This window comes from Streptomyces sp. DSM 40750 (genome assembly GCF_024612035.1).
Taxonomy (GTDB): domain Bacteria; phylum Actinomycetota; class Actinomycetes; order Streptomycetales; family Streptomycetaceae; genus Streptomyces.
In genome coordinates, this window is sequence record NZ_CP102513.1 from 6920898 (window position 1) to 6933764 (window position 12867).

Annotated in this window: 12 protein-coding genes; 4 read left to right on the forward strand and 8 right to left on the reverse strand. The window is 72.4% G+C overall.

Annotated elements, in window-relative coordinates:
- Nucleotides 1-16: 16 nt before the first annotated feature.
- The 6 genes from JIX55_RS30870 to JIX55_RS30895 form a co-directional block, all read right to left on the reverse strand.
- Complete coding sequence (locus tag JIX55_RS30870) at nt 17-1510, reverse strand: SCO6880 family protein (RefSeq protein WP_257566512.1); 1494 nt, start codon at nt 1508-1510, stop codon at nt 17-19.
- 154 nt (nt 1511-1664) lie between these two features.
- Complete coding sequence (locus JIX55_RS30875; RefSeq protein ID WP_257566513.1) at nt 1665-2843, reverse strand: hypothetical protein; 1179 nt, start codon at nt 2841-2843, stop codon at nt 1665-1667.
- Nucleotide 2844: 1 nt separating this feature from the next.
- Nucleotides 2845-3639 (reverse strand): hypothetical protein, encoded by a 795-nt coding sequence (locus tag JIX55_RS30880; RefSeq protein WP_257566514.1) that lies wholly within the window; start codon nt 3637-3639, stop codon nt 2845-2847.
- A 31-nt stretch (nt 3640-3670) separates the two neighbouring features.
- Nucleotides 3671-3967 carry a hypothetical protein gene (locus tag JIX55_RS30885; RefSeq protein ID WP_257566515.1) on the reverse strand — a complete coding sequence of 99 codons (297 nt, stop codon included), beginning with the start codon at nt 3965-3967 and terminating at the stop codon, nt 3671-3673.
- A 387-nt stretch (nt 3968-4354) separates the two neighbouring features.
- Nucleotides 4355-4615, reverse strand: coding sequence for a hypothetical protein (locus JIX55_RS30890; protein WP_257566516.1), 261 nt, complete (start codon nt 4613-4615; stop codon nt 4355-4357).
- Nucleotides 4612-5136, reverse strand: coding sequence for a DUF6668 family protein (locus JIX55_RS30895; RefSeq protein ID WP_257566517.1), 525 nt, complete (start codon nt 5134-5136; stop codon nt 4612-4614). The genes JIX55_RS30890 and JIX55_RS30895 overlap by 4 nt, the downstream gene beginning before the upstream one ends.
- Nucleotides 5137-5479: 343 nt before the next feature.
- Between JIX55_RS30895 and JIX55_RS30900 the strand changes: the two genes are divergently transcribed.
- From JIX55_RS30900 to JIX55_RS30915, 4 genes are all read left to right on the forward strand, one after another.
- The gene (locus tag JIX55_RS30900) at nt 5480-6514 is read left to right on the forward strand and encodes a peptidoglycan DD-metalloendopeptidase family protein (protein WP_257566518.1); all 1035 of its coding nucleotides are present in this window, start codon (nt 5480-5482) and stop codon (nt 6512-6514) included.
- A gap of 98 nt (nt 6515-6612) precedes the next feature.
- On the forward strand, nt 6613-7395 hold the full coding sequence (locus tag JIX55_RS30905; protein WP_257569541.1) for a hypothetical protein: 783 nt from the start codon (nt 6613-6615) through the stop codon (nt 7393-7395).
- Between the two features lie 7 nt (nt 7396-7402).
- The gene (locus JIX55_RS30910) at nt 7403-9823 is read left to right on the forward strand and encodes a tetratricopeptide repeat protein (protein ID WP_257566519.1); all 2421 of its coding nucleotides are present in this window, start codon (nt 7403-7405) and stop codon (nt 9821-9823) included.
- Nucleotides 9813-10553: a hypothetical protein gene (locus tag JIX55_RS30915; RefSeq protein WP_257566520.1), complete on the forward strand. Its 741-nt coding sequence runs from the start codon at nt 9813-9815 to the stop codon at nt 10551-10553. The genes JIX55_RS30910 and JIX55_RS30915 overlap by 11 nt, the downstream gene beginning before the upstream one ends.
- 119 nt (nt 10554-10672) lie before the next feature.
- Here JIX55_RS30915 and JIX55_RS30920 read toward each other — a convergent pair whose 3' ends face one another.
- Both JIX55_RS30920 and rarD read right to left on the reverse strand, forming a co-directional pair.
- Entirely contained in the window at nt 10673-11668 is a 996-nt protein-coding gene (locus JIX55_RS30920; RefSeq protein ID WP_257566521.1) for a M28 family metallopeptidase, read from the reverse strand.
- 117 nt (nt 11669-11785) lie between these two features.
- Nucleotides 11786-12745 carry an EamA family transporter RarD gene (rarD, locus tag JIX55_RS30925; protein ID WP_257566522.1) on the reverse strand — a complete coding sequence of 320 codons (960 nt, stop codon included), beginning with the start codon at nt 12743-12745 and terminating at the stop codon, nt 11786-11788.
- Between the last annotated feature and the right edge of the window lie 122 nt (nt 12746-12867).

Below are 12867 nucleotides of genomic sequence, written 5' to 3' on the forward strand. Positions count from 1 at the left end.
ACAGCAGCGCGCTTGCTCACAGCGCCTCCCTGATCTGGTACGGAACGAGGGTGTGCTCCCACGGCAGCAGGCCGACGGGGAGCGTGCAGGTGAACGCGGAGGCCTGCATACGGTCGGCGGGGCGCATCAGGATGCGGGAGGACGCCTGGAGGTTGCGTACGGTGATCGCAGCGTCCGCCAGTTGCTCCTCGCTGTCCACGGTGACCGTCACCATCAGCGAGAACTCCACGAGCCCGGCACCCGCCGCCTCCTCGGCCGCCGTCTGCTCCGCCGCCTGCATCTCGGAACTGGCCCGCGCCTGGACCAGCCCCCGCTTCGAGCCCGCCATGAAGTGCGCGGCACGACGGTCGGCCTCCACGATGCGGGCGGAGGTCGCCGGGTCGATCGGGCGGTAGAGCAGCGAGACCCGCTTGCGGCGGGTGCCCGTCGCGGGCTCCAGCAGGCCCCGCAGCACACTCGACCGGACCGTGCCGCGCGGCGCCAGCGTCAGCATCCACGTCCGTGAGACACCCGAGTCGTGCTTGTACGCCTGCACCGACTCGACCGCGGCCGCCGGGCCCGCGTCCGCCCACTGAAGCCCGGTGGTCGAGTCCTCGGCCCGCGCGCTCAGCACATCGGGGCCGATGGCCGGGTCGTACGCCACTCGTACGACCTCCGCGAGCCGCTCGGCGGACAGCGGGTACGCGGAGCCGCCGCCGGCCGCGACCAGGCCCGACAGCAGCCCGGGCAGCCGCATGGACAGGTCGGTGATGACGTCCTCGACGTCCCGCTTGGGGCCGCCGGTGGGGCCGTAGGTCAGGGCGATGTACGTGTGCATCTCCGAGGAGGCGGACGGGTAGCGCGCGACGACCTCCTCCATCACCGCGCGGGCGGCGGCCGGGGCGTCCGGCGAGATGCGCGGCAGGACCTCGGCGGCCAGCCGCGTCCCGGTGTCCGGCGCGGTCTCGACGACGACCTGGGCGCCGCGCAGGCCGGGCTCGTGCGAGAGCCGGGCGAGCCAGTCGCCCCAGGACGCCACCCAGATGTCGACCTGCTCGGGGTCGACCAGCGAACCGCCGTCCGGCTCGCAGGCCAGGACCACCGTGCAGAGGTTGCGGCCGGGGTGGTGCAGCACCCCGAAGGCGCGGTTGTAGGCGTCCCGGCCCTCGTACATCTTGGTGCGGGCCAGCAGCCCCGGCGGGTGGTAGTGGCCGCCGGGCCGCTTGGAGAGCGGGCCTGAGACGTACGTGGTCGAGCCGTTCGCCTTGCGCCTGAGCCAACCGATACGCACCGCGACCACCTGGTAGATGTTGCGGCCGTCCACCGTGCGCAGCGCGAGCGGGGCGAGGAAGAGGCCGAGGGGGATGAGGACGAGGATCGCGGCCATCAGCGAGACCAGCGAGGCGAGCAGTGCGACCAGGAGTCCGCCGAAGGCTACGACGGTGCCGAGGAGGCCCAGCGGGCCGAGGCCGGGGCGGCGGGGGCGGCGCCAGTTTCCGTAGGTGGGACGCGTGAGGGCGTCGGTGGACATGGGGGTTCCTTCTTCCGGCTGAGGTCGCTGGGTGGTGAGTGCCTACGAGCTCGAAGGGTTCTGCGGTCCGGCGGCCGCGGGTTCGTCGTGGTTGCTCCTGCGGGTCCCGCGCCCCGGGCGGGCGCGGGGCCCGGGGCGCGGGCGCGGGCCCGTCCTACTGGTTGTGGCCCTTCATCCCGTCGTTGTCGTCGAGGGAGCCCGCGACCTCGGACGCCGCCTGCATGCCGGTCTGTACGACGACCGCGGCGGCCTGGACCGCGACGGCCGCGCCCGCCGTGGCCGCGCCCGCAGCGGCTGTGCCGGCCGCCGCGCCGGCGCCACCGGCACCGCCCGCCGAGGAACCCGCGCCCGAGGAGGGCGAGCCCTGGGGGCCCGCGGAGCCGCCGCCGCCTCCACCGCCGCCTCCACCGCCCCCTCCGGAACCGCTCGCGATGCTGACCGCGCCGGAGGCGATGTTGTTGGCGGCGTTGAGCGCGACCGTGCCGCCGGAGGTGCCGCCGAGGGCGGCCGTGGCCGGGACGATCAGCTTGAGGAGGGCGGGCAGGGCGAACACCGCCATGATCAGCATGCCCATGCCGGCGATGACCGAGTTCAGGTTCTTGGTGTCCTTGGTCATCGCGGTGGCCGAGTAGATGATCAGGGCCGCGGCCGGCTTGTACAGCAGCCAGGCCGCGAGCCAGCCGATGTGCTTCTTCCACCAGCCCTCGCCCCACCCGGTCATCGAGGAGGCGGCGGCCAGCGGCAGCGTGCCGACCAGCATGATCAGGACACCGATGCGGATGTACATCAGCACGATCTGCACGAAGCTCGACAGCATCACCAGCAGACCGAAGATGAGCACCAGGCCCGGCTGGTTGAGACTCAGTACACCCAGCATCGTGGCGGCGTTGTCACCGAGGTCGGATCGCGCGTACACGTCCTTGGCGTACGCGTCCGATGCCGCCATCAGGGCCGTGACCACGGGGACGGAGGCCGCGCCGACGAGGATGACCTTCCACATCCCCATGAACGCCTGCTTCATGGGCTGGCCCTTGCGGTCCACCGCCATGCGGATCGCGGCGAGCAGCAACGAGGCCACCGCCACATAGGCGACGATCCAGTTGACCTCGGCGGTGATCTGGCCGATGGGACTGGCTGCGGCCGCCTGGCCGTGGCCGCCGCCGTTTCCCGCCGGGTCCTGCACGTCGACGCTCAGCCAGACGCCGTTCAGCGACTTGAGCACCTCCGCCGCGCCGTCGCCGATCGCCTTGGCGAAGACGACCACGGCACCCTCGGTGAACTGCTTGCCGCCCTCTTCGATGACGCAGTCGTAGAGCTTCCAGGAGCAGGCCATCTCACGCCTCCCAGGTGACGAAGCCGTCGGTGCCGCTGACCTGCGACACACCGCTGTAGACCGTGCCGTCCGGGTCGGGGGCGAGTTTCCAGTCGCCGTCCTGCCACCGCACGGTCACCGAGGCGGAGCCGAAGCCGCCGTCGCCCATGCCGCGCACCAGGACCATCACGGTCGCCTGCGTCTCGTCGTACGACAGGACCGTGAAGCCGGCGTAGCCACCGGCGTCCGGCGAGCCCGTGGTGGACTTGTCGGCCTCCTGGGAGCGGCTCGCGATCAGCGCGTCGCGGCCCGCGCCCGGCACGACCTGCTTGTTGACGACCTTGCGCCAGCCGTCGTAGCTGAGATGGTCGGTGATGGAGTGGGCCGCCATGACGGCCCCCAGTGGGGTGTGGGAGAAGCAGGACCACACCGGTCCGTCGTACTTGAGCGGGCCCGCCGCCTTGGAGACCGGGACCAGACCGGTGCCGTTGGCCTTCCAGTGGAAGTCGCGCGGCGCCTCGGTGGGCTTGGCCTGGTCGCTGTCGTCGGTGCGGCAGCCGGCGGGTCGGGCGTCCGAACCGCCGTTGCCGTTGCCGTTGCCGTCGCCGTCACCGGAGTCCGACGTCGAGGTCGGCGCCGGGCTCGGGTCGCCGGACGAGCCGGCGGACCCCTCGCTGTCCTCGCCCGTCACCGCGAAGAGGACCGCGAGGACGAGCAGCACCGCCAGGAACCCGGCCGACAGGACCCAGCCCCGCTGCTGCCAGAACGGCTGCTCCCACTCCCCGCTGCCCCCTTGGGCCCGGCCGGAGTTCAGCATCGTCGCTCCCCCTTTCGACGTGCTCGGACGGCTAGAAGACGAAGTTCACGAGCGGGCCGGCGGTGGCGACCAGGACACAGCCGCCGAGGACCATGCCGAGGCGGCCCATGTGCTCCGAGCCCTCGCCGCGGCGCATGGAGATCGCCATCATGGCGCCGGTGATCAGCACGCCCGCGACGCCCGCGGCGGTGCCGGCCCAGGCGACGATGCCGAGCACGGTGTCGACCTTGCCGGTGAGTTCGGCCGGGGCGTCCCGGTTCGGGTTGGGGACCGTGCCGTCGGCCAGGTAGATGGACTGGTGTGCCTTGGCGACTATCGCGTTCAGCATGTGGTTTCTCCCCGTCGTCTCGGCCGGCCCGCCATGAGCGAGCGGGCTGACGTCAACTGATGTGAGCGGATGTGAGCGGATGGGACATCGGGATGCATTCGGGACCGGTGTGACATGCCCGGGTTCCCGGTCGCTCTGTGAGCTTGGCGACTCCTGTGAGTCGAAGCCAAGCGATGTAGTGATCCAGCACCTGTCGGTGACGTGCTCGTGACAGACGGGAAGTTCTCGTCATGTCCGGGACAGTGACGTGCCGTCGGAGAGGCCGGGACCTGTGGTGAAGCGGAGGGCTCGCACCGGTGGACGACCCTGGGGCGGTTCGCATATGACAACGGCCCGCCGGTTCACGAGTGACCGGCGGGCCGTCGCCCTGTCCTGCTTACGGTGTCCCTACAGCACGAACCCCACAATCGGCCCCGCCGTCGCGCCGATGACGCAGGCTCCCATGACCATCGCGAACTGGCTGAGATGCTCGTCGCCCTCCCCGGACCTGAGGGAGACCGCCATCCGCGAGCCGACGATCAGCAGCCCGCACACACCGGCCGCGGTGACCAGCCAGGCGAGGATGTTCAGGACGTAGTTCAGCTCGTTGGTGACCACCGCGGGAGGCCCGGCCAGGGTCGTCGCGGCGGCGTACAGGGTGTCGCTCATGGGGTCCTCCCGGTCAGACGGGCCAGCGCCGCGCTCTCCTTCGGCGGCGGGCCGGTGAGGTCGCCGGTGCGCCAGGCGGGCACCCAGGGCACGCGATAGACGTCGATCACGGAACCGATCACCTTGACGCGTTGCACGAGCTGCCGGGGCAGCCGGCCGGGCGCGTCCGCGACCAGCACGATCGCGTCGAGGTCGAGCCCCGGCGGCGCGTCGCCCCGCCGGAAGATGTCCAGGGTGTGCGAGACCGCGTCGAGCCCGGCGGCGTGCGTACGCCCCACCAGGAGCACCGACGACGGTTCGCCGTGTTCGGGGCGCGGCCAGTTGCGGCCCGCGTCATGACCGCCGAAGACCCTCGCGAGGGTGGTGGACCCGGCACCGCCGTGCGTGGCGACCCAGGAGAACCGCCGTGGGCTCGCGGCCGTCTGGGGCGGCGGGTCCTGTGGCCGCGCTTCCGGTTCCACGACCGGCCCACGCAGCCAGATCTCCGGCCCGGCCGCCGCCTGTCCCGTTCCTGGCTGCATCACCGCATCACCGCTCTCCACCACTCCCCGTTTCCGCCGCTGATCACAGCAGTCTCCCTGAGCCCGTCGGGCCGGCAGTCTTCCTGAGCCTGTCGGCCCAGCAGTCTTCCTGAGCCCGTCGGGTCCCTCGCACCCGGCGTGGTGCTCGCCGCCGGGTCCGATCCCGGTGCGGCGCTCACCCCCGATCTTCATGGCGTACGGGCGGCTTGGGAATCGGGGCGTGAGTTCCTGCGACGAGCCTGTGACGCGCTGGTGACGCACGGAGCAGGGGTGAGCGGCGAGACTCGTCTGGCTGGACTCAAGTGGCAGGAACATGACTGGACTTCGACGCTGAGGGGAGCAGATGTCCAACGGGGGTGGGTCCGTCACGAGCTGGGTCGTCGGCGGCTGCGTGGCGGCCGTGATGATGCCGGTGGTCATGATGGTCGCGGTGAGCGGGGGCGGCGAGGCCGATGCGGAGGAACAGGGCGTCGGAGGTGGCCTCAAGACGGGCCAGGTACCGGCGGCGTACGTGCCGTGGGTCCTCAAGGCGGGCAACATGTGCGACGTCATCAAGCCGGCCGTGATCGCCGCGCAGATCGAGGCCGAGTCGGGCTGGAACCCGAACGCCAAGTCCCCGGTGGGGGCGGAGGGGTTGAGCCAGTTCATGCCCGGCACCTGGGTGACCTGGGGCAAGGACGACGACGGCAACGGCCGGATATCCCCGTACGACCCCGGTGACGCGATCATGGCCCAGGGCCGTTACGACTGCGCCCTCGCCAAGCAGGTCCAGGGCTACAAGGACAGCGGCCAGGCGACCGGCGAGACCCTCGACCTGGCGCTCGCGGCGTACAACGCGGGTCCGGGCGCCGTGCAGAAGTACGGCGGCATCCCGCCCTACACCGAGACCCAGAACTACGTCGCCCGCATCAAGTCCCTCATCGCCAAGTACGAGTCGGTGGACGACCCGCCCGGCAAGCTCCCCGAGGGCAGGCAGATGGCGATGCCGCTGTCCGGCAACCCGCCCGTGACCTCCCCGTACGGCTGGCGCATGCACCCCACGCTCGGCGTCCGCAAACTCCACACCGGCATCGACTTCGGCGCGGCCGCCGGTACGTCGGTCCTCGCCGCCCGCGACGGCGAGGTCACCTTCGCCGGCTGGACCAACGGATACGGCAACCGCGTCGTCATCTCCCACGGCACCATCAACGGCGACCGCGTCTCCACGACGTACAACCACATGCTGTCCGGACTCAACGTCAAGGCCGGCGACAAGGTGAAGGTCGGTCAACGCGTCGGCCCGGTCGGCTCGACGGGCTACTCGACGGGCGCACACCTCCACTTCGAGGTGATGCAGAACGACAAGTACGTCGATCCGGCACCGTGGTTGGGGCTGTAGTGACGAGGTGGGCGACGGCGACGCGGCGGATGGCGCGGAGAACACGGCCGGCGTGGATGACGCGATCGGAAGGGAAGGACACTGAGGTGAGGAGGGAGATGGGGGTGAACGCGATGCGCGGCGCGCGCGGAGGGCGCGGGGGGCGTGACGAGCGCGGCGGACGGTACGGGACGGGTGGCCTCGGCAGGCTCGGCAGGGCGGGCGTGGCCGTGCTCGCGACGGTGACCGGTGTGGCGGTCCTCACCGCGTGCGGCCTGGAGGACCACCGCGAGACGGCGGGCGGCAGCACGTCCTCGGCCGAACCGTCGGTCGCCCCCAAGGCACCGCTGCCGTCCGGCAAACCGCTCGGCCCGGACGCGCACGTCCCGAGCCCCACCGGCGTCGACGACACCGACGCGACCGCCGTCGCCCAGGCCTGGGTCGAGGTGGCGTACGGCTACGACACGAAGTACGACTCGAGCCCGCACGACGCCGTACTGCGCTCGGCGCGCTGGTTCACCGCCGAGAAGGCGAAGGCCGAGCGCTCGTACCGCCCCGCGAGCGGCGCGGGCGAGCAGTGGAACTCCTGGGCCGCGCATCAGGCTTGGACCACCGTCGACGTGGAACTCGACGACGACGGCGACGCCCCCTCCGACTCGGCGCGGGACGCCTACCGTGCCCTCTTCGTCGACGGCGAGGCGTACGGCCGCGACGGCTGGACGGGGACCGGTCCCCAGGCCACGGTGTACGTGAAGCTGGTTCGCCCGGGCAAGGGCGAGCCGTGGCGGGTGGACGAGGTGCGTACGGTGGAGGCAGCGGTGTCGGCGCCGGAGTCCACGTCCGACGCCGCCGCTACATCCGCTGCATCTTCTTCTCCTTCTCCTTCTGCCCGACCCGAGTGAGGGAACGATGACTCGACTCAGCCGCGAACAGAAGCGGGAACTCAAGCGCGCGGGGCGTGCGCCGGCCGGACTGACCCCGATCGACGTACGGGTCTCCGCCGGGGGCGACGCGACGGTCGGCGGCATGCGGGTACCCCCGGCCGCCGGGGCGTCCCTCCAGACCGCCGCCCTCGACTACCTCCACCGTCTCGCCCTCGCCACCGGCCACCCCATTCTCGCCACCATCCACGACGAGCGCATCGGCTACGTCGTCCCCCTCCAGGTCCACATCGACGGCTCCAGCCACTACACCGGGGAGCCGGTGCGGGTGGGGGAGCCGAGGGGGTTCGTGGGGGTGCCGGGGGGCGAGGGAGGCCGTGGGGCTGGGGCTGGGGCTGCGGCGGGTGGACATGCCGCTCCGGGTGCGGGTGCGCACGCTGCTGCGGCTGCGCCTGTGGCTGAGCGGTCGGGTACGGCGGAGGCGGCACACCCCGGCGAGGGGGCGACCCAGTGGGCGGCACCGGAGCCGCCCCAGCCGCCGACAACCGCTCAGGCCCCACGCCGTGACAGGTCGACGCATGTACTGCGTGCGGTACCGGAGTCGGCGGCGGCAGGGGCTGAACTTCCGGTGCGGGCCCAGGCACAGGCTCAGCCGCAGTGGCAGGCTCAGCCGGAGCCGTCGTCGGTACAGCCCGAGCGCCAGCCGCAACCGCAGCCGCAGCCGCAGCCGCAGGCTCAGCAGGACGTACCGCCGCAGGTCCAGGCGCGGCCCGAGTCGCATGCGGCGGCGCAGCCGGGACGGGAGCCCAGCACGATGCGGTTGGCGGCGGAGGAGTCGGCGCTCTCGGCGGAGCCGGGCGCTTCGGCGTCGGCGCCCGAGCGGCCGCGGCGGGAGCCCAGCACGCTTCCGCTGTCGGCGGCGAAGCCCGCGCCCGCGCCTGTACCCACGCACACGTCGGAGTCGGCCGCCCCCGAGGCGGAGCCGGAGCAGGCCCCGGTGGCCCCGGCGACGAAGCGTGAGCCCCGGACGATGCCGCTCACGGCGGCGAAGGAGAAGAAGGGGCAGGCGTCGGAGTCGGCGGCCGGTGGTGTCGCGCCGTCGACGTTCGTGCTGCGGGCGGTGCCGGAACCGAAGGACGGGCCGCTCGCGCAGCCGCCCCGCACACCGGGCCTCCCGTTGACCCTGCCGGGCACCCCGGTGGACCCGGACGGCAAGCCCCCCACACCCGAGCCCACTCGGGACGCGGCTCCGACCGCCGGTACGGTCTCACCCCCGACGGGCGAGTTCGGCCCGGCCACGGACCCCGAACTGCCTCCGCCCCCGGCCCCGACGACCCCACAGACCTGGCACCCGGACCAACCCCCCTCGAACACACCACGCTCGGCCCCCGCCTCCCTGGAGCCGCAGCCCTGGCCCCCGAGCCAGAACGCGGCCCCGGCGCGGGAGTCTGCCCACGCTCCGGACGCCGGACCGGCTCCGGAGGCGCGGCCCGCCTCCCTGGAACCCCAGCCGTGGCACCCGAGCCAGAACGCGGCCCCGGCCCACTTGTCGGACGCGGTGGCTTCCCCGGAGTCGGAGTCGGAGTCGAAGCACGTCTTCCCGAACCCGCAGACGTGGCCCCCGGCACCGGCCAACGACCCCACCCCGGAGCCGACGCCCGAGCCGTCCCCTTCTCCCGCCCCCGCCCCGGTGCACCCGTCGGACTCGACGCCGGTGCCGGGACCCGCCACGCTGGAGCCCCAGCCCTGGCCTCCGACACCGGCCCCGGCGCCGATCCACACGCCCGCCCCCACCCCTGAACCCGTACCCCCGGCCCTCGCCCCTCCGGAGGAGTCCGCCACCGACGCCTACTCCGCTCCCGAGTGGAAGGTGCTGGAGGAGGACAGCGCGCCGAAGCCCGCGCCCGTGCGGGAGTTCGACGCGGTGGCCGAGGCGGTGCTGGACACGGCGGAGGAGGACGGCGGTGCGGCGTCACCGTTCGCGGAGTCCGTGTCGCGGATCAACGAGGCGGTGAAACTGGGCCGGATCCAGGAGGCCGCGGAGATGGCCGAGCAGACGGTCGCCCAGGCGACGGCGACGCTCGGCCCGCAACACCCCGAGGTGCTGAGGCTCCGCGAACTGACCGCTTACATCGCCTACTTGGCCGGTGACGCGCTCAGGTCGTTCCACCTGTCCCTCGACCTGGCCGGCCTCCGCCACCGCCTGCGCGACCAGCGTGCCGCATACGGCAACATCCAGAGCGCGGCGGCGGCCTGGCGCGCGGTCCGCGACCCGCTTCAGGGCCTGCACCTGGGCAGGGACCTGATCGCCGTCTGGACCGAACTCGCCGCCGACGCCGGCCCCGCCGCCGACGACGTGGAACAACTCGAAAAGGCCCGCACCCGCATGATCCGCCTCACCGAACGTGCCCGTGCCCTCGACGGTGCCCCTTACGCCCATGGCCAGTAACCCCCACCGGACCCCCGGTGACAGCGGCGCCGCCCGGGACAACGAGCGGATCCGGTCTGGCCTCGGCAACCAGGCCGGCCAGGTCAACCAGGTCAACCAGGTCAACCAGGTCAACCAGGCCGGTCGGGACGCGCGGTTGAACGGCCACGACAGGATCGGCGGCGACAGCCGCGCCGACGTGGCCCGCCGCCGCTCCCCAGGCCCCCCGTCCCCCGAACACACCACCCCCCGCCCCCGAGTCGAAGTCACCTTCAACGAGCTCACCGGCACCATGAGTTGGCGCCCCCTCGACCAATCGGCGCGCGCGACCCACCCCCGACAGCGCGGCACCGGCAGCCCCCGCACCCCCCACCGCCGTCCGCCCGAAGAGGCCCTCCGCAGCGCCCGCGCGGCAGCACTCCGTTCCGCCGGACTGGACCCCTCCCGCGCCCCCGCGAAGGGCGCGTCCCCGATCCCGACGCACCCGGCGGCCGTACGGGCCGCCCTGAACGTCGACATCGCCTCGCTCACCCCGGAGCAACAGCAACGCCAACTGGCCCGGCTCGGCGCCCTCCGCTCCGGAGTGACCGCCGACCTCGCCCGCGGCACCCGGATGCCCACACCGGTCGCGTCCCGCCTCCGCTCGACGAGCGTGACCCCGGCGCACGCCCACGCCCTCACGAAGCGACACGCCGCCGCGGCAGCCCGCCCACCGTCCACCGGCGCACCCGTCCACCGGCCTTCGCGGTAACCAACCGGCCCCTGTCCCTCTCCCCACCACGCACCCGGGGCCGGCCGCGCACCACTCCGTCGGCCGACCCCGGAAACGCATATGCACCTACGAGGCGCGAGGCGCGAGGCGCGCAGCCCCTACTCCGACAACTCCCACACCGCGTACGCCAGCGCGTCCCCGTTCCGGTCCAGCGCCGTGTCGTTGATGTTGGACGTGGTGTCGCAGGAGGAGTGGTAGCAGCGGTCGAAGGCCTGGCCGGACGTGCCGCCCCACTTGGCGACCTGCGCTGCCGTCTTGGTGCGGCTCGCGCCGGTGAAGAGGCCGCCGACGGGGACGCCGGCGCTCTTGAAGGGCGCGTGGTCGGAACGGCCGTCGCCCTCGGTCTCGATCTCCGTGGCGACGCCGATCCCCGTGAAGTAGTCCTTGAAGGTCTGCTCGATGGCCGGGTCGTCGTCGTAGACGAAGTACCCGGGGTTCGGCGAGCCGATCATGTCGAAGTTGAGGTAGCCGCTGATGCGGGCCCGGTTCGCGGTCGACAGGTTGTTGACGTAGTAGCGCGAGCCGACGAGGCCCAGCTCCTCCGCGCCCCACCACGCGAACCGCAGATGCTTCGTGGGCTGGTAGTTCGCGCGGGACACGGCCAGCGCGGCCTCCAGCACGGCGGCGGAACCCGTGCCGTTGTCGTTGATGCCGGGCCCCGAGGAGACGCTGTCCAGATGTGAACCGGCCATGACAACCTGGTTCATGTCGCCGCCGGGCCAGTCCGCGATCAGGTTGTAACCGGTCCGGCCGCCGGACGTGAAGGACTGTGTGGTCGTGGTGAACCCGGCCGCGTCGAGCTTGCCCTTCACGTAGTTCAGGGACGCGGTGTAGCCGGCGCGGCCGTGCGCCCGGTTGCCGCCGTTCGCCGCGGCGATGGACTGGAACTGGGTGAGGTGCGCCTTGACGTTCGCCACCGGCAGGTCGGGGGCGGCGGCCACCTCCACGGGCGACGCGGCGGTGTCCGGGGCGGCGGGGGCCGCCCCGGCCATCGATCCGGTGGTGAGGAGCGCGGCCGCCGTGACGACGGCGGTGACGGCGGCCCGCCCCGGTCTACGGGCGGAGACCTTCGGGCGTGGAACGGAGAGCTTCATGTGGGGGCTCCGGATTCCAGGGGGACCTCATGGGTGGCTGTTGGCCGGCCCATGGCGAGTCCACAGTGAATGAGGTGCCTGGATGGTGCTGGCGGGACTGACTCTTCGTCAAGAGCGCTATTTGGTCAGGGGTGTTCGTGTATCGGAGGTGTCGGTGGCGGCCGCCAACTCCTCCAGCCGCCCCCGCGCCACCCGTGCCGTCCGCAGGGCGTCCCACGTCAGCAGGGACAACGCCAGCCACACCAGCGCGAAGCCCGCCCACCGCTCGGGCGGCATGGCCTCACCGAAGTACAGGACACCCAGCAGGAACTGGAACACCGGCGCCAGATACTGCAGCAGCCCCAGCGTGGACAGCGGCACCCGGATCGCGGCCGCCCCGAAGCAGACCAGCGGCAGTGCGGTCACCAGCCCGGTCGCCGCGAGGAGCAGGGCGTGCCCCGTCCCCTCCGGGCCGAAGGTGGCGTCCCCGCGCGACCCCAGCCACAGCAGATACCCCAGCGCGGGCAGGAACTGGATCGCGGTCTCCGCGGCGAGCGACTCGACACCGCCCAGGTTGACCTTCTTCTTCACCAGCCCGTACGTGGCGAAGGAGAAGGCGAGGCAGAGGGAGATCCACGGCGGTCGCCCGTAGCCGATCGTCAGGACGAGGACGGCCGCGAAGCCGACGCCGACCGCCGTCCACTGGACGGGCCGCAGCCGTTCCTTCAGCAGCAGGACACCGATGGCGATGGTGACGAGCGGGTTGATGAAGTACCCGAGGGAGGCCTCGACGACCTGCTCGTTGTTCACGGCCCAGATGTACACGCCCCAGTTGACGGTGATCACCGCCGCCGCGACCGTGATCAGCCCGAGCCTGCGCGGCTGCCGCAGCAGTTCACCGGCCCAGGACCAGCGCCGCAGCACCAGGAGCGCGAGACCGACGACCGCGAGGGACCAGACCATGCGGTGGGCGAGTATCTCCACCGCGCCGGAGGGCTTCAGCAGGGGCCAGAAGAGCGGGACGAGTCCCCACATCCCGTACGCCGCGAAGCCGTTCAGCAGCCCTGTCCGGTGTTCGCCCCTCGACTGCGCCGCCACGGCCCCTCCATCTCACCCGGCCGCGCCGCCGCGACCCCCCAAACCCTCAAACCTCACGAGAGTCCTCACGAAAGACCTCCCGAACGTCCTCCTGAAAGACCTCCCGAACGTCCTCCCGAAGG